At 68.9% G+C, this 21,968-nt stretch carries 20 protein-coding genes and 1 pseudogene; 16 read left to right on the top strand and 5 right to left on the bottom strand.

Features of this window, described 5'->3' with window-relative positions:
• Positions 1 to 2: 2 nt before the first annotated feature.
• From ACOGI4_RS10930 to ACOGI4_RS10920, 3 genes are read right to left on the bottom strand one after another with little or no spacing between them, the layout of a single operon-like run.
• Positions 3 to 932, bottom strand: coding sequence for an ABC transporter ATP-binding protein (locus ACOGI4_RS10930; RefSeq protein WP_419841700.1), 930 nt, complete (start codon positions 930 to 932; stop codon positions 3 to 5).
• Positions 901 to 2,910 (bottom strand): ABC transporter ATP-binding protein, encoded by a 2,010-nt coding sequence (locus tag ACOGI4_RS10925; protein WP_419841699.1) that lies wholly within the window; start codon positions 2,908 to 2,910, stop codon positions 901 to 903. The genes ACOGI4_RS10930 and ACOGI4_RS10925 overlap by 32 nt, the downstream gene beginning before the upstream one ends.
• Complete coding sequence (locus ACOGI4_RS10920; RefSeq protein WP_419841698.1) at positions 2,904 to 5,018, bottom strand: ABC transporter ATP-binding protein; 2,115 nt, start codon at positions 5,016 to 5,018, stop codon at positions 2,904 to 2,906. The genes ACOGI4_RS10925 and ACOGI4_RS10920 overlap by 7 nt, the downstream gene beginning before the upstream one ends.
• 96 nt (positions 5,019 to 5,114) lie before the next feature.
• On the opposite strand from ACOGI4_RS10920, the gene ACOGI4_RS10915 reads away from it, so the two are divergent.
• From ACOGI4_RS10915 to lysS, 3 genes are read left to right on the top strand one after another with little or no spacing between them, the layout of a single operon-like run.
• The gene (locus ACOGI4_RS10915; RefSeq protein ID WP_419841697.1) at positions 5,115 to 6,479 is read left to right on the top strand and encodes a hemolysin family protein; all 1,365 of its coding nucleotides are present in this window, start codon (positions 5,115 to 5,117) and stop codon (positions 6,477 to 6,479) included.
• Complete coding sequence (locus ACOGI4_RS10910; protein ID WP_419841696.1) at positions 6,476 to 7,600, top strand: hemolysin family protein; 1,125 nt, start codon at positions 6,476 to 6,478, stop codon at positions 7,598 to 7,600. The genes ACOGI4_RS10915 and ACOGI4_RS10910 overlap by 4 nt, the downstream gene beginning before the upstream one ends.
• 49 nt (positions 7,601 to 7,649) lie before the next feature.
• Entirely contained in the window at positions 7,650 to 9,215 is a 1,566-nt protein-coding gene (lysS, locus tag ACOGI4_RS10905) for a lysine--tRNA ligase (RefSeq protein ID WP_419841695.1), read from the top strand.
• Between the two features lie 7 nt (positions 9,216 to 9,222).
• On the opposite strand, the gene fabI is transcribed toward lysS, so the two are convergent.
• Entirely contained in the window at positions 9,223 to 10,002 is a 780-nt protein-coding gene (gene fabI, locus ACOGI4_RS10900) for an enoyl-ACP reductase FabI (RefSeq protein WP_419841694.1), read from the bottom strand.
• A gap of 132 nt (positions 10,003 to 10,134) precedes the next feature.
• On the opposite strand from fabI, the gene npdG reads away from it, so the two are divergent.
• From npdG to ACOGI4_RS10850, 10 genes are all read left to right on the top strand, one after another.
• Positions 10,135 to 10,959, top strand: a complete 825-nt coding sequence (npdG, locus tag ACOGI4_RS10895; RefSeq protein WP_419841693.1) for an NADPH-dependent F420 reductase — start codon at positions 10,135 to 10,137, stop codon at positions 10,957 to 10,959.
• A gap of 10 nt (positions 10,960 to 10,969) precedes the next feature.
• A complete protein-coding gene (locus ACOGI4_RS10890) occupies positions 10,970 to 12,088 on the top strand; it encodes a cysteine--tRNA ligase (protein WP_419841692.1) in 1,119 nt (372 codons plus the stop codon).
• 37 nt (positions 12,089 to 12,125) lie between these two features.
• Positions 12,126 to 12,701, top strand: coding sequence for a hypothetical protein (locus ACOGI4_RS10885; RefSeq protein WP_419841691.1), 576 nt, complete (start codon positions 12,126 to 12,128; stop codon positions 12,699 to 12,701).
• Between the two features lie 2 nt (positions 12,702 to 12,703).
• Positions 12,704 to 13,297, top strand: a complete 594-nt coding sequence (locus ACOGI4_RS10880; RefSeq protein ID WP_419841690.1) for a CDP-alcohol phosphatidyltransferase family protein — start codon at positions 12,704 to 12,706, stop codon at positions 13,295 to 13,297.
• An 89-nt stretch (positions 13,298 to 13,386) separates the two neighbouring features.
• Positions 13,387 to 14,361 carry a phosphatidylinositol mannoside acyltransferase gene (locus tag ACOGI4_RS10875; RefSeq protein WP_419841689.1) on the top strand — a complete coding sequence of 325 codons (975 nt, stop codon included), beginning with the start codon at positions 13,387 to 13,389 and terminating at the stop codon, positions 14,359 to 14,361.
• A complete protein-coding gene (locus tag ACOGI4_RS10870) occupies positions 14,362 to 15,447 on the top strand; it encodes a glycosyltransferase family 4 protein (protein ID WP_419841688.1) in 1,086 nt (361 codons plus the stop codon).
• A 121-nt stretch (positions 15,448 to 15,568) separates the two neighbouring features.
• Positions 15,569 to 16,375, top strand: coding sequence for a hypothetical protein (locus tag ACOGI4_RS10865; RefSeq protein WP_419841687.1), 807 nt, complete (start codon positions 15,569 to 15,571; stop codon positions 16,373 to 16,375).
• A gap of 77 nt (positions 16,376 to 16,452) precedes the next feature.
• The gene (gene pdxS / locus ACOGI4_RS10860; RefSeq protein WP_419841686.1) at positions 16,453 to 17,400 is read left to right on the top strand and encodes a pyridoxal 5'-phosphate synthase lyase subunit PdxS; all 948 of its coding nucleotides are present in this window, start codon (positions 16,453 to 16,455) and stop codon (positions 17,398 to 17,400) included.
• A 105-nt stretch (positions 17,401 to 17,505) separates the two neighbouring features.
• Entirely contained in the window at positions 17,506 to 18,210 is a 705-nt protein-coding gene (pdxT, locus tag ACOGI4_RS10855) for a pyridoxal 5'-phosphate synthase glutaminase subunit PdxT (RefSeq protein WP_419843135.1), read from the top strand.
• A 117-nt stretch (positions 18,211 to 18,327) separates the two neighbouring features.
• The gene (locus ACOGI4_RS10850; protein ID WP_419841685.1) at positions 18,328 to 19,116 is read left to right on the top strand and encodes a YebC/PmpR family DNA-binding transcriptional regulator; all 789 of its coding nucleotides are present in this window, start codon (positions 18,328 to 18,330) and stop codon (positions 19,114 to 19,116) included.
• 45 nt (positions 19,117 to 19,161) lie between these two features.
• On the opposite strand, the gene ACOGI4_RS10845 is transcribed toward ACOGI4_RS10850, so the two are convergent.
• The gene (locus ACOGI4_RS10845; RefSeq protein WP_419841684.1) at positions 19,162 to 19,578 is read right to left on the bottom strand and encodes a hypothetical protein; all 417 of its coding nucleotides are present in this window, start codon (positions 19,576 to 19,578) and stop codon (positions 19,162 to 19,164) included.
• Positions 19,579 to 19,706: 128 nt separating this feature from the next.
• On the opposite strand from ACOGI4_RS10845, the gene ruvC reads away from it, so the two are divergent.
• The 3 genes and pseudogenes from ruvC to ruvB all read left to right on the top strand — a co-directional run.
• Positions 19,707 to 20,234 carry a crossover junction endodeoxyribonuclease RuvC gene (gene ruvC / locus ACOGI4_RS10840; protein ID WP_419841683.1) on the top strand — a complete coding sequence of 176 codons (528 nt, stop codon included), beginning with the start codon at positions 19,707 to 19,709 and terminating at the stop codon, positions 20,232 to 20,234.
• Between the two features lie 13 nt (positions 20,235 to 20,247).
• On the top strand, positions 20,248 to 20,868 hold the full coding sequence (ruvA, locus tag ACOGI4_RS10835; RefSeq protein ID WP_419841682.1) for a Holliday junction branch migration protein RuvA: 621 nt from the start codon (positions 20,248 to 20,250) through the stop codon (positions 20,866 to 20,868).
• Positions 20,865 to 21,941 (top strand): annotated as a pseudogene (gene ruvB / locus ACOGI4_RS10830) (Holliday junction branch migration DNA helicase RuvB); the annotation flags it as partial. The gene ruvA and the pseudogene ruvB, both read left to right, overlap by 4 nt.
• Positions 21,942 to 21,968: the final 27 nt, after the last annotated feature.

The raw sequence follows: 21,968 nt of genomic DNA, 5'->3' as shown, positions 1-21,968 counted from the left end.
TGCTAGGTCGCCGCCCATGACAGCCAGCGGCCGTCGCGCCGTTCCAGCCTCAGCTGGTGCGAGAAGCACTCCGACAGCGAGGCCGCAGTCAGCACCTCGTCGAGGGGACCGCATGCCATGGGCCTGCCGGCGCGCAGCAGCAGTCCGTGGGTGAATGACGGGGGGATCTCGTCGGTGTGGTGTGTCACCAGCACGGTTGCGGGCATGAACGGATCGGTCGCCAGCGATTCCAGGCTCGCCACCAGCTGCTCTCGGCCTGCTAGGTCCAGCCCGGCAGTCGGTTCGTCGAGCAGCAGCAGCTCTGGGCGACCCATGAGCGTGCGTGCGAGCTGCACTCGCTGCTGTTCGCCTCCCGACAGCGTGGCGAACTCCCGGTCGGCCAGCTGCCCAGCGCCGACGCGTTCCAAGCATGCGCTCGCCTCCGCCCGGTCGTCGTCGTCATAGGCGTGCCACCATGTCTCCAGTGCCGCGTAGCGGGCGGTCATGACGAGTTCGAGCGCGTTGATGCTCGGTCGAAACTGCTCTCGCAGCGACGAGCTGGCCAGTCCGATGAGCCGTCGGTGCTCGCGCACGTCCACCGCTCCCCATCGCCGGCCCAGCACCTCGACCGAGCCGGTCGTCGGGAATCGGTAGAGCGACAGGATCTTGATGAGGCTCGTCTTGCCTGAACCGTTGGGTCCGAGTACGACCCACCGTTCGTGCGGCGCGACCTCCCAGTCGAGAGGTCCCAGCACCGCGGTTCCGTCGTAGACGACGGACACGTTCTGCAGTGAGACCGTCGGCCGGCCCGCTCGATCATTCGAGTAGTGCTCTAGACGATGGTTCGACCGACTCTGTGGGTCGTGGCGGTCGGGCTGGTCGTCCGGTGGCTCGGGCCGAGGAGGCAGCTCGCGCACGCGCTCAGCAGTCTTCGGGGTGGCCGTCGCGGGCATGCGCCATCCACGTCGTGTACATGGCTGCATAGCGCCCGCCCAGCGCCACGAGCTCATCGTGAGTGCCCAGCTCCGCCACGCCGCCGCCGTCGATCACGGCGATGCGGTCGGCGCGCATGGCTGTGGCCAGCCGGTGCGCGATGAGCACGGCGGTGCGGCCTTCGAGCAGCAGGTCCAACGCGCCCTCGATCTCTGCCTCGGTGCTGAGATCGACGCTGGACGTGGCCTCGTCGAGCACGATCACCCGGGGCCGGGCCACGAATGCCCGAGCCAGCGCCAGCAGCTGACGCTCGCCGGCCGACAGCGACACCCCGCGTTCGTGTACCGGAGTGTCCGCGCCGGCCGGCAGACGGTCGATCAGCCGGCGCAGTCCGACCAAGTCGAGAGCTGCATCGATGTCTGCGTCCAGCTGCGCGTCGGTGCCGGCGCCGCTGCGCCCGCGCAGTCCGAAGGCGACGTTGTCGCGGATCGTGCCGTGGAACAAGAACGGCTCCTGGGGCACTACACCCAGCTGGTCGCGCAGCGACGGCAGCGTGACGTCCCGCAGATCCCAGCCATCGACCGTGATGCAGCCGTCGGTCGGGTCATAGAAGCGGATGATCAGCTTGGCGATGGTGCTCTTGCCGGCACCGGTCGGTCCCACGAGAGCGAACGTCTCGCCCGGACGTATCTCCAGCCTCACCCCGCTCAACACCTCGGGCGCGTCGTCGCTCGGCTGCTCGTCGGTCCGTACTGCAGTCGCTGCTTCGTCGTCGTAGGCGAACGACACGCTCTCCAGGCGGATGTGGCCGCTGATCGGCGGCAGTTCGGCTGCATCGGGGCGTTGGCGCACGGTCGGCTGCGTGGCGAGCACGCCGCTGATCTTGCGAAGACCGGACTGGCCCTGCTGGTAGGTGCTGTAGAGCTGTGCCAGCTGCTGGATGGGAGCGAAGAACGTCGTGACGTACAGCACGAAGGCGCCAAGTTCGCCGATGGTGAGACTGTCGCGTAGCACCATCGCCCCGCCGACTGCCAGCACCAGCCCCTGCGCTGCGATGCCGATCGCCTCGGTGCTCGGCCCGTAGATCGCCTGCGCCCTCGACATCGACAGGTTGGCGTCGCGGTAGCGAGCGGTGACCTCGGTGTGCCGAACGGTGTTCGCCAAGCGACGTCCGGTTGCCGCGATCACGCGTATTCCCGCCAGGTTCTCGGACAGATCCGCGAGCACGTCGGCGATGCGGTCGCGAATCTCGCCGTAGCCCGCTTCGCTGCGGACACGGAACCACATGGTGAGCCCCACCAGCGGCGGGACGATGCCGACGAGCAGAATCACCGCCAAGGTGACGTCGTAGGTGAACAGCACGACGGTCACGACGCCCACTGTGAGCACCTGGATCAGCAGGTTGACGAAGCCCTCATTGATGAGCAGCGCCACGTACTCCATGTCGGAGGTCATGCGGCTGAGCAGCACGCCGGACTTGGCCGTCGTATACCAGTCCAGCGAGAGCCGCTGGTAGTGACCGAACAGGCGCAGTCGCAGGTCGTACATGACCTGCTCGGCAATGCGACCGTTCAGGCGCTGACGTGCGCGACTGGTCAGAATGCTCGCGGCGATCACGCCGAAGAAGACCAGCACGACCAAATTGAGCGCCGTCCGGTCGCCGGCTCGGATGCCGCGGTCGATGCCCTGCTGGACCAGCACCGGCACCGTCTGCATCGCAGCGGTCTCGAGGCACAGCAGCACCAAGGCGAGCGCGACCGGCCAGCGGTGGGGCACCAGCATGTCTCGCAGACCGAAGGGGCGAGCCTGTTTCGCTTCGGCGCGTTCGGCGACGTAGTCGAAATCGATCTCCGGCTCGGGGTGCTCGGGTTCGAGCGCCAGCAGCTGGTCTGCGCCCCGCTGCATCTCTGTGGGGACGCCGGCGAAGGGCAGGCCCGCTGCCGCGCTGGCCTGGGTGGCGGAAGGCCCGGCGTGCCCAGGGCCGCCGACCATCACCATGATCGGCTGTCCCCGAGGGCGTCATTGGATGCGACGGCCACGCGGTCGAGGTCGTCTGTGTCGCCGTCGGCGGCAAGCACCTCGACGTAGCGGGGTTCGCTCGCCAGCAGCTGCGAGTGGGTGCCGTCGGCAACCACGCGCCCGCCTTCCAGCAAGACCACTCGGTCGGCCAGGCTGATGGTGGACAGTCGGTGCGCGATCACGATGGTCGTGCGGTCAGCCAGCAGCTCGACCAGCGCGTCGTGGATCTTCGCCTCGTGCGCAACGTCGATCGAGCTGGTGGCGTCATCGAGGATCAGCACCGCGGGATCGGCGAGTATGGCGCGAGCAATGGCGATGCGCTGTCGCTGGCCGCCTGAGAGGTCGTAGCCGCGCTCGCCGACCACGGTGTCGTAGCCGGATTCGAGTTCGGTGATGAACTCATGAGCCTGCGCAGCAGCGGCGGCCGCGACCACGTGAGTGCGATGTGCGTCTGGCCGTGCGTAGGCGATGTTGTCGTGAATGCTGGCCGAGAACAGGAACGGCTCGTCGGGCACGTATCCGACCGCACGGCGCAGACTGTCGCCGGTGACGTCGTTCACGTTGTGGCCGCCGATGCGGATCACACCGTCGTCCAGACTGTAGAAGCGCATCAGCAGCCGGGCCAGCGTCGACTTGCCGCAGCCGGTGCGCCCGACGACCGCCACCCGTTCGCCGGCGCCGATGCTCAGGTCCAGACCGCTGAACACCTGAGGCACCTCGTGTGCGGAGGCATCGCGTCGTGGCACATCGCCTCCGTGGTTGCCGACCCCATTGGCGCCGGCCTCAGCGGCCCCGGCGTCGGTGTCTCGCAACCCGACGGCGGCGGACCCGGCGATGCCTCCGACGGTTTCGGTGCCGTAGGTGAAGCTGACGTTGTCGAAGGTCACCTCGAGTCCCCTCGGCGCGCCGGCCGACGTGTGCCGCACAGGCAGGTCGATCGCTCCTGGGCGATCGGCGACGAGGACCGGTTCGTCGAGCACTTCGAAGATGCGCTCCGCTGAAGCCTTGGCGCGTTGGCCGAAGATGAACAGCATCCCGATGAATCGGAACGGCGCGTGCAGCAGCAAGATGTACAGGTAGAAGGTGACCAGGTCGCCCACGGTGAGCGAGTCGGAGATGATGAGGTGCCCGCCCACGAGCAGCACCATGGCCAGCGCAATGCGGGGCAGGTTCTCGATGACCGGCGTGTAGCGGGCCCGGGTGTCATGCTGCATCAGGTTGGCCCAGCGCAACCGCTGAGTCGCCCGCGCCATCTGTTCCACCTGCCGCTGTTCGGCGGCGAACGCCTTCACCACCCGCACGCCGCTCACGCTCTCATGGGTGACGGTCGCTACTTCGGCGTTGCGCGACTGGATGATCCATGACAACGGGAACATGATGCGGCGCAGCCGCTGACCGAGCACATAGACCGCGGGCATGATCAGCATCGTGATGGCCGTGAGCGTCAGGCTGATCCACGCCATCAGCGAGATCGCCACCACAAAGCTCAGCAGCTGCACTGACACGATGGGGGCGAAAGCCAGGTACATCTGCACCGAGCGGATGTCTGAGTTGGAACGGGAGATGATCTCCCCGGTCTGCACGCGGTCGTAGAACGCGAACGACAGCCGGCTCAAATGCGAGAACAGCAGTGTGCGCAGCTGGAACTCGACGCGGTGACCCATGGAGAACAGGCCGTTGCGGTAGGCGTACGTGAAGACGCCTCGCGCTGCCCCGAGCCCCACCAAAGCCACCACGAACGCCCACAAGGGGCCTGAGCCCGTGCCGTCGGGGCCGGGCACGGCCGCGTCGACGGCGTAGCCGGCCACCCGCGGCGCCACGGCCTGTGTGCCCATGGCTGCCACGGCGGCGAGCAGTGAGACGATGATGCGCATCCGGTGTCGGCGCAGCAGCGGCGACAACCGCCTGATCCAGCTCAGCGATGCATCGGCTCGGATCCCGTCGGCGCTGTCGTCGGCCGGCGCCGCCGATCCGTTGAGGCCGGGCGCTCTTGCGGCAGGTTGTTGCGCGCCAGTGTCCGCGTCAGTGTCGTGGGGCTCGGGCTGCGCGTCGGACTCCGCGGGCGCAGTGGGTGGGGCCACCCGCATTCGGGCGAGACTACCGGCGAGGGTCGTCGCCGGGCCGGCGCTGCCCGCTACCGTGATTGCTGCCAACCAGGGCGCTCGGGGGTGTACCGCACCGGCATGACGCTGGGACTCATCGCAGGACTCGCACTCGTCGTCGTGCTGATTGCGCTCAATGGGGTGTTCGTGGCGGGCGAGTTCTGCCTGCTCGCGGTCGACGGTTCGCAGGTCGAGGTGATGTCTGCCGAGGGCAGCCGTCGGGCCCGTGGAGTGCGCGCCCTGCTGAGGCGGCTCAGCTTCCACCTCGCGGGGGCGCAGCTCGGCATCACCTTGACCTCGCTGGTGCTGGGCATCCTCGCGGAGTCCACGATCGGCGGCCTGCTCGAATGGGCGCTCGGCAGCGCCGGCAGCACGCTCTCGGCCACCGGCGTGGTGGCTGTGGTCGCCATCGCAGCCGCTGCCGTCATGCAGATGGTCTTCGGCGAACTGCTGCCCAAGAATCTCGCGGTGTCCCGGCCGATGGGAACGGCCTTGGTGCTGGCGCCGGTGCTACGGCTGTACGGACTCCTCACGGGTCCCGTCACGAAACTGTTCAACGGCATTGCCAATGCCTCCGTTCGGGCATGCGGCCTGCAGCCCGCCGAGGAACTTCGCATCGTGCGGACCCGAGACGAACTGGAGTACGTCGTTCGCTCGTCACGCCGACGCACGCTCAGCGACGCGCAGGCGGACCTGCTGGTGCGAACGCTGCGCCTCGGGCAGAAAGACGCCGCTGACGCGCTCACGCCGCGGACGGCAATGTCAGCAGTCGATGCCGACGCGACGCTGTCGCAGTTGGTGGAGCTCGCCAGGGCAAGCGGTCACTCTCGGCTTCCGGTGCTGGGCGCCAGCCCCGACGACGTGCTCGGCCTCGCCGAAGTGCGTGACGTGTTCGGTGTCCATGCCTCAGCGCGAGACCGGACGCCGGTGCGCCAGATCATGCGACCGATCGTGGCGGTGGCAGAGAGCCGCAAGCTGGACGGGGTCCTGGCGGACATGTCAGCGGCCGACTGCCGACTCTGCGTCGTGGTGGACGAGCACGGCGGCACTGCGGGCATCGTGACACGTGAGGACATCGCCGAGGAGCTCGTCGGCGACATTGCGGACGAGTTCGACGAGCCTGGCGCATTCACTCCGCGCCTCGCCGGCGGATCGGCGACGCTGCCTGGCTCGACCACGCTGGACGAGCTGGAGGCTGCCACCGGACTCGCTGTGCCCGATGGTCCCTACGAGACGCTGGCGGGATTCGTGCTGGAGCGTCTCGGTGCGATTCCCGTGGTCGGCGCGTCATTCGAGTGGAACAGTTGGCTGCTGACAGTCACCGAGCTCGACGGACTGCGCATCGCAGAAGTACAGCTCACCGTTGCGCCCGAGGGTCACCGAGACGGCGACACCAAAAAAAGCAGTCCGATTCAAGACAGCACAGCCGACGGGGCAGCTCCATGACGGCGCTCGCTATTGCAGTCGGCATCGTGCTGATCGTGTTCAACGGCGGCTTCGTGGCGCTGGAGTTCGGTCTCATCGGCGCGAAGCGGGCATCGATCGACCGCAGCGCCGAACGTGGGCAGCGATCCGCACTGGCGGCCCAGCGCATGCAGTCAGATGTGCTGACGACGCTCGGCGCAGCGCAACTGGGCATCACGCTGTGCTCGCTGGCAGTCGGGCGACTCACCGAGCCCGCTTTCGCGCAGCTCGTCGAGAGCGCGGTACACGGGTTCGTCGAGATCCCCGACGCGGCACTGCATGCCATCGGATTCGGCATCGGGCTGGGAGTGGTGACCGTGCTCCACATGGTGTTCGGCGAGATGGTGCCGAAGAACCTGGCGCTCATCGGCCCCGAGCGCACGCTGTTGGCGCTCGCGCGCCCGATGGCTGCCTACCTGTTCGTCGCGCGGCCCGTCGCTCGTTCGCTGCAAGGGCTGTCCAACGGACTGACCCGGCTGTTGCGAGTAGAGCCCACCAACGAGCTCGCCGAGGTGGCGACGCCGGCCGAGCTGGGCCTGATGGCACAGGACTCCTTGGCTGAAGGACACATCGATGCCGCCGACGTGGCGCTGCTCGAACGGGCGATGCGCTTCGGGGCCACCCAGGTGAGCGACGTGATGGCGCCGTCGTCGCAGGTGGCAGCGGTGCGGTTGACTCAGTCGGTCAGCGATGCGGAGCAGCGGTTCGCACGCTCGGGGCATTCGAGGCTCGTCGTGCTCGGCGATGGTCCCGACGACATCAGGGGCATGCTGCACAGCAGCGATCTGGCTGCCTCCTGCGCGCGCAGCGATGCAGAACTGGGGCAGGCCGATCGGCTCGTGGCGGCCGAGCGCGGGTCGGCTCGCGGACTCGTGCGCACGATGCTCCGATTCGCGCCCGACATGTCGCTGGACGAGGGGCTGCGCCGCATGCAGCGCACACGCATCCACCTCGCTGTCGTCGCCGATCCCCGCGGCCGCACGCTCGGGGTCGTGGCGCTGGACGACCTGTTGCGCAGCTTGATCGGGGGACCGGCTTCGGCTGCGACTGCGGAATCGTCGGCGAACGCAGCGATGAGCCCGCAAGCGGGCACTGCTCCTTAGGCTGAGCGTTCCGCCGCCGGCTCCGCCGAGTCCGCCGCGCGACACCGCCATGACTTGGATCGACTCAGCGCTGGACGGCTGCCCGCAGCAGGTGGTGATCAACGATTCCAAGACGCCCAGCGGGCGCGCTCATGTCGGTTCGCTGCGCGGTGTGCTGATCCACGATGCTTTGGCACGAATAGCGCGCGAGCGCGGCCTCGACGCGACCTTCCTGTACGGCTGCGATGACATGGATGCGGTCGACGAGATTCCCTACGGCACCGGAGAACACTACGTCGAGCACCTCGGCAAGCCGCTGTTCAGGGCTCCGGCGCCACCCGGCTTCGAGGCAGCGTCCATGGCCCACGCGTACTTCGGAGAGTTCACCGACACCTTCGGCATGCTCGGCGTCGAGGCCGGCTTCTACTCGATGAGCCGCGTCTACGCGGAGGGCAGGCTTGATGGGACCATCGATGCCTTCTTGCGTGCCAGCCCGAAGGTGCGGGAGATCTACCGCCGCCGCAGCGGCGCGCAGCGGCCCGCGGACTGGCTGCCGTTCCAGCCCGTCTGCGAACGGTGCGGGCGAATCGGCACCACCTATGCCACGGACTACGACGGCGAGACGGTGGCATATCGCTGCAGCGCGGACGTGGTGCAATGGGCCTCAGGCTGCGGGGCACGAGGTCGCATCAGTCCGTTCGGCGGCAACGGCAAGCTGCCGTGGAAGCTCGAGTGGGCGGCTAAGTGGAAGCTCTTCGGCGTGTCGATCGAAGGCGCCGGCAAGGACCACATGGCTGCCAGCGGATCGCACGAGGTGTCCGGCGACCTCGCCCGCCAGGTGCTGGGGAGCAACGTGCCGGTGGCGGTCCCCTATGAGTTCTTCACGCTCGGCGGGGCCAAGATGAGCTCGTCGAAGGGCATCGGCATCACGGCGTCTGAGCTGGCGCGTCTGCTGCCGCCGGAGCTGCTGCGCTACCTCGTGTTGCGCACGCAGCCCCGCCGGGCCATCGACTTCGCCCTCGACGTGCCCGCGCTCACCAAGGCCTTCGTCGAGTTCGAACGGCTCTGGCGGGCTGCTGCGACCGCTGAGCCAGGCCCCAACGAGCGCCAGCTGTTCTCGGTCTCGCGTGCGGACACGGGTGCTGAGGTTCCCGAGGCGCCGACGTTCAGCCCGCCGTTCGATTCGGTGCTGAGCGTCGTGCAGCAGCCTCACGTGCGGTTGGCGGACCACGTAGCTTCGCTCGGGGTCGAGCTCTCGCACATCGATGCCGACTGGCTCGGTCGCAAGGAGGCCGCCGCTCGGCAGCTGATCTCGCACCGGCCGGACCTCGCCGGCACCGTCCGGATGCTCGACGCGACGGCCGCGGCGCGCCGGCGCGAGACGCTTGATGCGCGCCAGCTCGAGTTCCTCGCTGCATGCGCGCGGCGCCTCGCAGCACTTCCGCACTGGGAGGGCCGGGAGATCCAGGACGCGTTGTTCGAATCCGCCCGCGACATCGGGATCGACCCGCGCGCCGATGCAGCGCTCGTCTTCGGCGCGTTGTATCAGGTGCTGTTCGGTGCCCAGACCGGGCCGCGCGCCGGCAGCTACCTCGCGTTCATCGGACGTCACGAGACGCTGCAGCGACTCGGCTGAATCGTTCTCAGGCGCCCATCGCGTGATAGCCGCCGTCCACATGCACGATCTCGCCGGTAGTGCCGCCGAACCAGTCCGACATCAGCGCCAGCGTGCTGCGGGCCACAGTCTCGCCGTCGGTGATGTCCCAGCCCAGCGGGGCGCGTTCGGTCCACGCATCCTCGAACTTCGCAAAGCCGGGGATCGACTTGGCAGCCATGGTGCGGATGGGTCCAGCCGAGATCAGATTCACCCGGATCCCCTGCGGCCCCAGCGATTTGGCCAAGTAGCGCGCCGTCGACTCGAATGCTGCCTTGGCGACGCCCATCCAGTCGTAGACGGGCCACGCCACGCTCGCATCGAAGGTGAGCCCCACCACCGAGCCTCTCGCCTGTGCCAGCAGCGGCGCCATCGGCGCGCTCAGCGCCGCGAGGCTGTAGGCCGAGACGTTCAGCGCTGTGGCCACGTCGTCCCACGGCGCGTGGAGGAAATTGCCGCCTAGGCAGCTCGCGGGCGCGAAGCCGATGGCGTGCAGCATGCCGTCGAGGCGGCCCCACCTGCGTTCCAAGTCGGCACGCACTGCCTCGATCTCAGCAGGCACCGTGACATCGCACGCCAGCACCTCAACAGGCTCGGGCAGCCGCCGCGCAGCTCGCTCGGTGAGCCTGATGCCTCGGCCGGCGCCCGTCAGCACCACCTCCGCACCGTGTTCCTGCGCGAGGCGCGCCACCCCGAAGGCCAACGATGCATCGGTCAGCACACCGGTGATGAGGAACTTCTTGTCTTGCACGAATCCGCCGCTCGTCACGTTGTCGCCTCCGCTCCCCGCTAGAGCCCCGCAGCCTGCGCTGATGCGCGCTGTCGGACGCTACCCCCGACAGCTGTCACCACTCGGCGTGCGCCGTTGCTGCACTCTGCGCCCTGCCGTACCGTGACGCGCGTGCCGGCAGTTGCGAGTCCCGAAACGGCCGCGGACGGCCCAGCCGCGGTCACGCCGGACGAGGACGGCGTCGGGCCGGCGCAGGTGGCAGACGCCACGGTGGCGCCTCGAATCGGCATCATCGGCGGCACCGGGCCGGCGGGCGCCGCCTTGGCCGCACGGCTGGCCGACATCGGCTGCGAAGTGACACTGGGTTCGCGCTCGAAGTACCGGTCGATGGAGGTGGTGGACCGCATCGTCGAGCGCTGGCCAGACCGCCGACTGCACATCCGGCCAGGCGCCAACAGCCTCGCCGCCACCGAGCCCACCGTGGTGATCGCGACGCCGTGGGATGCAGCGGCCATCACTGCGAGGGACGTAGCCGAACATCTGCGCGGCAAGGTGGTTGCAACGATGTCCAACGCGCTCGCACGCGTCGACGACGAATTCGTGCCGCTCATCCCGCCGAGGGGCTCGGTCGCGGCGTCGGTGCAGGCAACCGTGCCTGAAGCGCTGGTTGCCGCGGCACTCCAGCACGTGCCGGCGACCGAGCTGGGCAACCTCGACGAGCCGGTACACGGCGACATCCTGATCTGCAGTGATCACCGCGAGGCCACTTGGCACATCGCGGAGATCGTGGACCGCATGCCCGGCGCACGAGCGCTCGACTGCGGCAACCTGTCCAACGCCACCGCCATCGAAGCATTCACCGCGGTGCTGATGCAGCTCAACACCCGCTACCGCACCCGAGTCGCGCTGCGGCTCGTGGGCTTGGACCACGTGCCGATCAGCGTGCTGGGCGGCGGGCCCAGCCTGCCCGACCGCTCCGTGGACACTGCGCCCTGAATGCCGGTCCGTGAAGCTGTACGACACGCAGCAGCGAGCAGTGGTGCCGCTCGACGCGCGCCCCGGCGCAACGATGCGAATGTACGTGTGCGGCATCACGCCCTCCGATGCCACTCACGTCGGTCACGCGGCCACGTTCTTGGCGTTCGACGTGCTCCAGCGCAGACTGCAGGACTTGGGCTGTCGCACTCGCTGTGTGCGCAACATCACCGACGTGGACGACGACCTGCTGGCACGAGCGCGCGCTGTGGGCGTCCACTATCTGGACCTAGCAGCCGGATCGCTCGCAGCCTTCGATGCCGACATGGACGCACTGGGCTTGCTGCGCGCCGACGCCGAGCCCCGGGCGACCTCGGCCATCCCTGACATCCGGCGGCTTATCGGACGGCTGCTGTCCAGCGGGCACGCGTATCGCTCATCGGGCGGCGTGTACTTCGACACCTCCGCGGCCCAGAGCTTCGGCGAGCTGAGCCGTCTCGACGGCGTTCAGATGGTGGAGCTGGCGCGCCGACGCGGCGGACGGCCCGATGACCCGAACAAGCGCCGGCCGCTCGATTTCGTGCTGTGGCAGCCTTCTTCGGTGGGCGAGCCCGAGTGGTCCGCTTCCTGGGGCTTGGGCCGTCCGGGATGGCACGTGGAATGCTCCGCGCTGGCACTGACGCATCTCGGCGAGACCATCGACGTGCATGGCGGCGGCAGCGATCTGGTGTTCCCTCATCACGAGTGCTCGCGAGCGCAATCGGAGGCTGCGACCGGTCGGCGGTTCGTGCGCCACTGGATGCACACCTCGATGGTGCGCAGCGGCGGTGCCAAGATGTCCAAGTCGGCTGGCAATCTGGTGGTCGTGTCCGACTTGCGTGCTCGCTGGGCGCCGATGGCCGTGCGACTGGCGCTGCTGGGGGAACACTATCGGGCAGATTGGGAATGGTCTGAAGCCAGCGTCGTCACGGCAACGCGCCGTCTTGAGCGGTGGCGAGCCGCCGGCCGCGGCGACGGAGCGCTGGCACAGGTGCGCGAACGTCTCGACGACGATCTCGACACCCCGGGAGCGCTCGACGCGATCGACGCGGCGGCAGCTCGCCGCGTGCCGGTCAGCGATGCGGCGGCACTGCTCGGCGTCACGCTGTAGCCGGGTCTGTGCCCGAGACGGCAGTAGCGTGGTGACGATGGCCGAGCCAGACGATCTCGGCGAGGCACGTGACGAGCTTCCCGCCGACCTGGACCGCGGATTCGTCGGCGCGTACACCTTTCCGGACAACTCGCGGCGCAAGATCACCGGTGCGCTGTGCTTCGCGATCGGCGTCTGGGCGGCAACGGCCGCGCTCGCAGCCGACAGCGACGCCATTCTGCTCAACAGCGGCGTGACCGCAGGCGGGGCGCTGCTGGCCCTCGCCGGCATCTACCAGTACGTCGCGGGCCGCCGATTCGCTGTCAACGAGAACGAGGCACTGGTCGCAGCAGTCGCTGATCTCGGTTTCGCCGTCGGGCATGCCAGCGCTCAGCTCGGCTGGCGCGGCTGGCTGAGCCGCCCGACGTGGCGAGTGCTGGTGTACTCAGCCGAGGATCCGCCCCGCAGCCGGGGCTTGGTGCTGGTGGACGCGCTGAACGGCGCGGTGTTGGAGAAGTGGATGGAAGACAATCCCGAGACGTGGATCGCGACCGCTCCCGAACCTGAAGCCGACGACCCCGACGAGGCTGTGGCGGGCATCGGCGCGGCCTCGGAGAACGCCGACGGGAACTGACGATGTTCGACGGCAAGTTTCGCAAGGGCGTCGACGGCCTCACTGCCCCGGTTGGGCGCGGTCTAGCGGCGATCGGCCTCACCGCGAACGCGCTCACCGGCTTCGGCCTGGTGTCCTCGGGTGCGAGTGCCATCGCCATCGGCACCGGCTGGCTGGGTATCGGCACTGCGCTGCTGGTGGTGACCGCGCTCGCGGACTTGTTCGACGGACCTGTTGCCACAGCACAACAGAGCTCGTCGAGCCGGGGCGCATTCTTCGACTCGACCGCGGACCGAGTTGCCGACGGACTGCTGCTCGGCGGCATCGCCTGGTATCTGGCAGGAGAGCACGGCGGGCGGTGGGCGGTGCTGCCGATGGCGGTGCTGGGCGTCAGCGCGCTGGTCTCCTACGAACGCGCCAAGGCCGAACTGCTGGGATTCGAGGCCAAAGGCGGGCTGATGGAGCGCGCGGAGCGGACGGTGGTGCTCGCGGTCGCTGTCGCATTCGAAGTGCTGCTCGTGCCGTTGCTCTGGCTGTTGCTAGCGCTGACGTCGCTCACTGCGGTGATGCGCTTCGCGAAGGTCTGGCACCAGGCGAGCGCCCACATCTCGCGGTGACTCTTTGGGCGACTGCGCCCTTGCGCGCCTCGCGTGCGAGTGCGCACGGCGGTCGCTTGCGAGCGGCTGCAGGCGGTTGCACCCGACGGTTGCGCAACAGGGCGGTGGTACTGGGTTACCGGGCGGGCGCATCGGCCGCACGGCTGGTGCCGCTGTGGTTCAGCGAGCGGTTGGCAGCGCTGGCGGGACCGGTGCTGGCGCGGTCGATGCCGGCCAGAGCGGCGATGGTCAGGCGCCATCAGGCCCGGGTGCAGCGCTGGATCGCCGCCGGTGCCGCGGACCCTGCCTCGCCGTCGGAATCGGCGTCGGATGCCGACGGGAACCTGCAGGTCGCCGCTGCGGCCGCGTTCAGCTCCTACGCCCGCTACTGGCTGGAGTCGTTTCGCCTGCCCGCAGTGAGCGAGGCGGTACTGGACCGCGGCATCGACGTCCCCGCATACCACCATGTGGAACAAGCCCTCGACCGAGGCAACGGCGCGATCTTGGCGCTTCCGCACTTGGGCGGCTGGGAGTGGGCTGGATTCTGGATGGCAACGGTCAACCGGCTGCCGATCACGGTCGTCGTCGAGCCGCTCGATCCGCCCGATCTGTTCGCGTGGTTCGCCGGGTTCCGTGAGCGGCTGGGCATGCGCGTCGTGCCGCTCGGGAGCAACGCAGGACGCCAGGTGCTGAGTGCGCTCGGACGCAACGAGATCGTCTGCTTGCTGTGCGATCGCGACCTCACCGGAGATGGTGTCGAGGTGACCTTCGGGGACGAGCGCACGACGCTGCCTGCGGGCCCAGCGCTGCTTGCGCTGCGCTCTGGGGCTGCACTGTTGCCCACAGCGGTCTACTTCGCTCCTCGCGGCAGGCACCTCGGCACCGTGCGACCGCCCATCCACGTCGAGCGGCGCGGCCGTCTGCGCGACGACGTCGCGGCGATCACCCAGCGGCTCGCCGACGAACTCGCGACACTGATCGCCGCGGCCCCGCACCAGTGGCACCTCTTCGGCCCGAACTGGCCCTCAGACGAGGCCTTCGACCGGGCCGGCGATGCCTCCAGCAATGCTTCGAGGAGCGGCTGAGTGAGAATCGGGATCATCTCGCCGTACAGCCTGACCAGCGCTGGAGGCGTCCAGGTGCAAGTACTGGGCTTGGCCGATGCGCTGGCCGCGAGCGGCCACGAGGCCAGAGTGCTGGCGCCGTGCGACGGTGCTCCGCCCCAGACCGGCGTCACGCCGCTCGGTGCGAGCATCCCCACCTTCGCCAACGGATCGGTCGCCCCGATTGCCCCCGATTTCGCCTGCACGCTGCGAACGGTGCGTGCGCTGCGAGACGAGGCATTCGACGTGCTGCACCTGCACGAGCCGCTGTGCCCGGGACCGACGCACACCGCGCTGTTCCTGCGCAGTGCGCCTATCGTCGGCACTTGGCACGCAGCGGGGGGCAGCCTCGCGTACTCCGTGCCGGGGACCCGATGGCTGGCGTCGCGAGTCGACATTCGGGCCGCTGTCTCCGCGGACGCCGCGGCGATGGCCCGCGACGGTCTCGGCGGCGAGTACGAACTGGTGTTCAACGGCGTGGAGCTGGACCGATTCGACCACGCGGATGCGGCACCCGCCAAGGTGCCTACGATCGCCTACATCGGCCGCCACGAGCCGCGCAAAGGCCTTTCGGTGCTGCTCGAGGCCATGTCGCAGCTTCCCGAGGGCGTGCGTCTGTGGGTGATGTCCCGCGGTCCGCAGACTGAAGAACTGCAGCGCAGGTACCAGCGCGACACGCGCATCGAATGGCTGGGCCGCGTCAGCGAAGCCGACAAGCTGGCCTACATCAAAGGCGCCGACGTGCTGTGCGCGCCGTCATTGCACGGCGAGAGCTTTGGAGTCGTGCTCTTGGAAGCGATGGCAGCCCGCACGCCGGTCGTGGCCAGTGATCTGCCCGGCTATCGCAACGTCGCCATCGTCGGCGACGAGGCCGTGCTCGTCAAACCCGGCGACACGGCATCGCTGGCTTCTGCGCTCCTGAGCGTGCTCCGGCGTCCTGACCGCGCTGCTGAGTTGGCCGCCGTCGGTCGTCAGCGAGCCGAGCAATTCTCGATGGCCCGATTGGCGGACACGTACGTGGACATGTACGAACGCGCGAGAGCGCACCGGAGCGCTGCGGGCCGCTGATGCCGCAGCGGAGCGAAGCACCGGCTGGCCGGCGCCGTCCGGCAGGCCGGCTGTTTGACCTGTTGGATGTTCCGCGCCGCGTCGCGTGTTGCCGGTGACCGTGGCCGATTGACTGCGGCAAGTGGATTCGCTGCCTGACATCTATCGCAGCCGCGCCGACAGGCTGCTTGCGGAGTTCTGGGCCATGCATCTGGTTGCAGCGGCGATCCTCGGCTCGCTGGCGGCCCTGTTCACCGGGCTCGGCTGGTGGGTGCTGCCGCTGACCCTCGCGGCAGCGTGCATGCTCGCCGCCGCGGAACTCGCTGTCGGCGAGCGGCAGCTGCGGCGCGCGCTCGTTGGTCCGGGCGTGGCGCACAGCACTGCTGTGGACGATCCGCGCCTCGCGAACATCGTCGACGGCGTATGCCTGCTCGTGGGGGTGCCGCCGCCGACGCTCGTCGTCGCCCGCACGACGGCCGCCAACGCGACAGCCTTCGGCCGGCGACCGACACATGCCACCATCGTCGTGACGCAGGGCTTGCTCGACTCGCTGGGTCGCATCGAGCTGGAGGCTGTGGCCGCGCGCCTGCTGACGCAGATTCGTGACGGCCGGACTGCCTGCGCAACGACAGCGGTGACCACCGTGGGGCTCCCGGCGCTGCTGCTGCCCGCTGTGTGGCCGCTCGTCAAGGCCCGCGTGGAGCGGGAAGCCCGCGCGAGCGACGACTTCGACGACGATGCCGAGGCCGTGCGGCTGACCCGCTATCCGCCGGGCCTGGCCAGCGGGCTGGTCGCCATGTCAGCCTCGGGCGTCGATACTGGTGCGCCCGCCGTGACCTGGCCGCTGTGGCTGGCCGACCCGCGAGCCGATTCGGCGGCGGCCGCCGCCGATCTGCCCGACTACCGCTCTGACCTCGACACGCGCATCGCGGTGCTGCGCGAACTCTGAGCGCGCCGGCCGGCCGCGGCCAGACCGTGCAGCGGCATGCTGCGGGCGCCCTTCGACGCATTCCCTACACTGGACACATGAACTCGGGTCCTTCCAGCACAGACCGCGTCGGCGCGTCCGCGTCCGCTGATGAGCGACAGACCGAAGCGCACCTGGTGGGCACCGTGCGCGTCAAGCGTGGGCTGGCAGACATGCTCCGCGGCGGCGTCATCATGGATGTCGTCACTCCCGACCAGGCCAAGACCGCCGAGAATGCGGGGGCGGTCGCTGTCATGGCACTGGAACGCGTGCCTGCCGACATCCGCCGTGACGGCGGCGTAGCGCGAATGAGCGACCCGGCAATGATCGAGGGCATCCAAGCCGCGGTGACCATCCCGGTCATGGCCAAGGCCCGGATCGGCCACTTCGGGGAAGCACAAGTCCTCGAAGCGCTCGATGTGGACTACATCGACGAATCCGAAGTGCTCACGCCGGCCGATGAGGCGCACCACATTGACAAGTGGGCCTTCACCGTGCCGTTCGTATGCGGCGCCACGAACCTCGGCGAAGCGCTGCGGCGCATCTCCGAGGGCGCCTGCATGATCCGGTCCAAGGGCGAGGCCGGCACCGGCAACATCGTGGAGGCGGTTCGCCACCTGCGCTCCATCACCGGCGACATTCGCAAGATCACCCAAGCCGATGCCGCCGAGCTGTTCGACTGGGCCAAGCAACTGCAGTCGCCGCTCGGGTTGGTGCAGGAAATCGCGGAGACTGGTCGCTTGCCGGTGCCGCTGTTCTGCGCAGGCGGCATCGCCACGCCGGCTGATGCGTCGCTGGTGATGCAGCTCGGCGCCGAGGCAGTGTTCGTGGGGTCCGGCATCTTCAAGAGCGAGGACCCGGGTCCGCGGGCCGAAGCGATTGTCGAGGCGACGACCCACTACCGGGATGCGTCGGTGGTGGCCAAGGTCAGCCGGGGTCTCGGCAGTGCCATGCCGGGGCTCGAAATGGAGGGCCTCGAGACCAAGCTCGCCGAACGCGGCTGGTAGGCACTGCATCGCCCGGCGCCCGTGGCCGCGGAAGCAACAGCCGCGGAGAGATCAGCCGCCGCAACAGCGGCCCCAGAGACGGTCGCAGCGGGTGCTGCAGGGCCGCTGATCGGCGTGGTTGCGCTGCAGGGAGCGGTCGGCGAGCACCTCGCGGCGTTCCGCAGAGCGGGCGCGACGGCTGTGGAGGTTCGTAGGCCAACAGACCTCGAAGGTGTCGATGCCGTCGCGCTGCCGGGCGGAGAATCGACGACGATGTCGCGGCTGCTCGCAACGAGCGGGCTGTTCGCGGCGCTGTCGGATCGCTTGGCCGAAGGCATGCCCGCATTCGGGACCTGCGCCGGCATGATCCTGCTGGCCTCCGAAGTACTCGACGGCAGGCCCGATCAGCGGTGCTTCGGCGCCATCGACATCTCGATTCGCCGTAACGCCTTCGGCCGCCAGATCGCCAGCTTCGAGGCAGAGCTGGCGGCGAAGGGCCTCGATGAGCCGTTCCACGCGGTGTTCATCCGGGCGCCGTGGGTGGAGCGTGCCGGCACCGGCGTCGAGGTGCTCGCGACGCTGCGGCCGGCCCGCCGCTCACCGGCCGGCGAGGCTGCCGATGACGATGCCGCTGAGGTGCCGGTGCTGTGCAGATCGGGTCCGATCCTGGTGTCGAGCTTTCATCCGGAGCTGACATCCGATGACCGCATTCATCGGATGTTCCTGGACATGGTCCGAGCTTCGTCCGATGCCTCGTCCGCTCCGCCACGCGACTGCGACTCTGGCATCGGCGCCGGCTCGGTGCCTCCGCCGTACCGGTCAAGCAGTTGAGCCAACCAGTTGAGCCAACGAGACAGGTCAGCCGGCGGAGTCCGCCAGACTTGAGGTTGCACCGTTCTTGGCGTCATCCGGCGCTGCTTGTCTCACATCTCGTTCGGGAGGTACGTCGTGTCCGGTCATTCCAAGTGGGCGACGATCAAGCACCGCAAGGGTGCTGCGGATGCCGCCCGCGGCAAGCTGTTCGCCAAGCTCATCCGCCAAGTCGAGGTGGCAGCACGTGAAGGCGGCAGCGACCTGGAGGCGAACGCCACCCTGCGGACCATGTACCAGAAGGCCCGCGACAACTCCGTGCCGCTGGACACCATCGAGCGAGCCATCAAGCGGGGCACCGGCGAACTGGAGGGCGTCTCCTACGAGCAGGTGACCTACGAGGGCTACGCGCCTGGCGGTGTGGCCATGTTCGTCGACGCTCTCACCGACAATCGCAATCGCACCGGCTCGGAGATCCGCCGCTTGTTCACGCGCGCCGGCGGGTCGCTGGCGGAACCTGGTGCGGTGGCCTGGCAGTTCGAGCGCAAGGGCGTCGTGGTGGTATCGGCGACGGGGCCGCAGCCCGACGGCGCCGCGGCCAACAGCGCAGTGCCTGACGAAGACGAACTGATCTTGGCGGCGCTGGAGGCCGGTGCGGAGGACGTCGTGCAGCAGGACGACATCTGGCGAGTCACCTGTGCGGCCGCGGACACGATGACGGTGCGCGAGGCCGTCGAGGCAGCGGGCATAGCTGTTGCTTCCGCTGACCTGACCTACGTGCCGCAGAACCTGATCGAGCTGACCAGCGCGTCGGAGGCCAAGCAGGTCATGGCAGTCCTCGACGCTCTCGACGATCACGACGACGTGCAGGGCGTGTACGCCAACTTCGACATCAGCGATTCGCTCCTCGCAGCCATCGCCGACTAGCTGTGTCGGACTGGCAGGTCGCGAACCCGCGCAGGGGAGGGCCTGCTATGAATCGGCGCCGCGGCTCGGTGTGTGGCGGTGGCGGATCGGCCCGTCAAGGACGGCGTGGCAATGCTGGATACGACCGTTCCAGCGGTCTAGCTCGTCAGCTGCGATTCCCATGTGCTGCGTGCGGGCGACGACAGCTGATGCAATAGCCAGCGCGGCTGCGCCGTGGGCGCGCAACGCGCGTTCGGTGGGCAAGCCGGGACGATCTGCGACATAGGTGAACCCTTGTCGCCACATGTGCAGCGTCGCGAGGTCTACGTCGCTCCCGGCGAGCGCAGTGAATTCACTTCGCACCGGCGCCGGCTGGTGCCGCAGCAGCTCTGCGATGTTGTGTACGTGCCTGGGCGCCTCACCGAGCGAAGCGATGTGCATGGCCTTGGCGGCGCATTCGACGACGGCCAAGACGTCGGCCATGCCGGCAGACATCACGCTGCCACGGCTGCGACCGGTCGGTTCGGGGCCAGCCGGCGCAGCGCCCGCTGCGCGCTCGGGACCGTGCGTATCGCAGGCGGGCGGGGCGGTGCGCGCTACGGTTCGTACTGATGTTCGTACTGGGAATCGACCCCGGGCTGTCCCGCTGCGGCTACGGAGTCGTCGAACAGATTCCCGCTGCAGGCTCGCAGCGTGCGCGCTCGGAAGCTGTCGGGCTGGGCGTCATCTGCACGGCGCCCAACGAGTCGACGGCGCAGCGCCTCGCCACGCAGATGCGCGAACTGCGGTGCTTGATCGACGAGTTCCGTCCCGCTGTGGTCGCGGTGGAGCGAGTGTTCTTCCAAGTTAACGCACGCACCGCTATGGGTGTGGCCCAAGTGGCGGGCTTGGCGATGGCGCTGGCGTCAGACACCGGCGCCGAGGTCGTCGAGTACGCGCCCAACGAAGTCAAGCAGGCAGTCGCAGGCTGGGGGGGCGCGGACAAAGCCCAGATGCAGCGCATGGTGTGCGAGCTGCTGGCGCTCGACGAGCTGCCCATACCCGCAGACGCAGCCGACGCTGCAGCGGTGGCACTGTGCCACCTGTCGCGAACCGGCTGGCACCGGGCGGCGGCTCGTTCGCGATCCATCGCACGATGACGTACCCGCAGCCATGATCGGCTCGTTGCGCGGGCTGCTGCTCGACAAGGACCCGGCGGGGGAGCTGCTGATCGAAGCGGGCGGTGTCGGCTACCGAGTGGCTGTCACTCCGTCCACGCTGGCCGGCGCAGCTCCGGTGGGAGAGGAGTGCTTCGTGTACGTGCACCACCGTGTGCGCGAAGACAGCTCTGATCTCTACGGATTCTCCGACCTCGACGAGCGACGGTGTTTCGAGGCGTTGCTCGGCGCGCATCGCGTCGGTCCCTCGCTCGCTCTGGCGGTGCTCAGCCACGTGCGGCCCGACGAGTTGCGGAGCGCTGTTGCGGCCGACGACGCTGCAGTCCTCCAACTCGTGCCGGGCATTGGAGCGAAGATGTCCCAGCGGATGTTGCTGGACCTCAAATCGCGCTTGGGCACTCCCGAGATCGCCGAGACTCCTGCTGTCGGCGGGGCCGTCGGCGACGGCACTGCTTCGGTTGTCGCGGATGTGCGAGCTGCGCTGAAGCAGTTGGGCTTCGGCCCGTCGGAAGTGCGCACTGCCATGACTGCCGTCAATGCTGCCGCAGCCGATGACCCTCAAGCGGACTCCGGCAAGCTGCTGAACACGGCGCTGAGCGAGCGAGGCAGGCGATGAGCGCTGAGCAGACCGGTGCCGGCGGGCCGCGCACCGAGGGCTACCGGCGGCCCGAGACCCGCGCACGCCCAGATGCCGGCCGCAGCGAGATGACCGATCCCGCACCGCAGCGCGGCGAGGAGCGCGACGGTGACGCCGGCCTGCGCCCGGCGTCGCTGGCTGAGTTCGTCGGCCAGACCGAGGTTTGCGACCACGTTGCCATCACGTTGCAAGCGGCCCAGGCTCGCGATCAGCCCCCGGACCACCTGCTGTTCGCCGGCCCCCCCGGATTGGGCAAGACCACGCTGGCGGGCATCATCGCGGCCGAGCTCGCAACGGCACTGCATCTCACTTCCGGTCCCGCGGTGGAGCGAGCCGGCGACCTCGCTGCGATCCTCACGAACCTCGCTGACGGCGACGTGCTGTTCGTCGACGAGATTCACCGGCTGCCCAAGGTGGTCGAAGAGGTGCTGTACCCGGCCATGGAGGACTTCGCGATCGACATCGTGCTGGGCAAAGGCCCAGCAGCCCGCTCGATCCGTTTCGAGCTGCCACGTTTCACGCTGGTGGGCGCGACGACCCGCACTGGACTGATCTCCGGGCCGCTGCGCGACCGCTTCGGACTGGTCGAGCGTCTCGACTACTACTCCGCCGCGGACCTGACCAAGATCGTGACTCGGGCTGCTCGCATCCTCGGCGTGCGCATCGGGGCGCAGGGTGCCGCGGAGATCGCGTCGCGCAGCCGAGGCACGCCGAGAATCGCCAATCGGCTGCTCCGGCGAGTGCGCGACTTCGCCCAGGTACGAGCCGACGGCGCAATCGACCTGGACGTGGCGCGCGAGGGCCTCGCCGCATTCGGCGTCGACGAACTCGGCCTCGACAAAGTGGACCGGGCCATCTTGGGTGCGCTTGCGGTCACCCATGCCGGGCGGCCGCTGGGGCTGTCCACGCTCGCCATTGCTGTGGGCGAGCAGACCGAGACCGTCGAGGACGTGTACGAGCCGTTCTTGATTCAGCGCGGCTTGCTGCAGCGCACACCACGTGGCCGCATCGCCACCGCGGCGGCCTATGCCCACCTCGGAGTCGCTGTGCCGCCGACCGCTGCCTCGCTCGCCCCTGAG

The organism is Candidatus Poriferisodalis sp., assembly GCF_965205175.1.
Classification (GTDB): domain Bacteria; phylum Actinomycetota; class Acidimicrobiia; order Acidimicrobiales; family Poriferisodalaceae; genus Poriferisodalis.
This window is presented reverse-complemented; position numbering and strand designations above follow the sequence as displayed.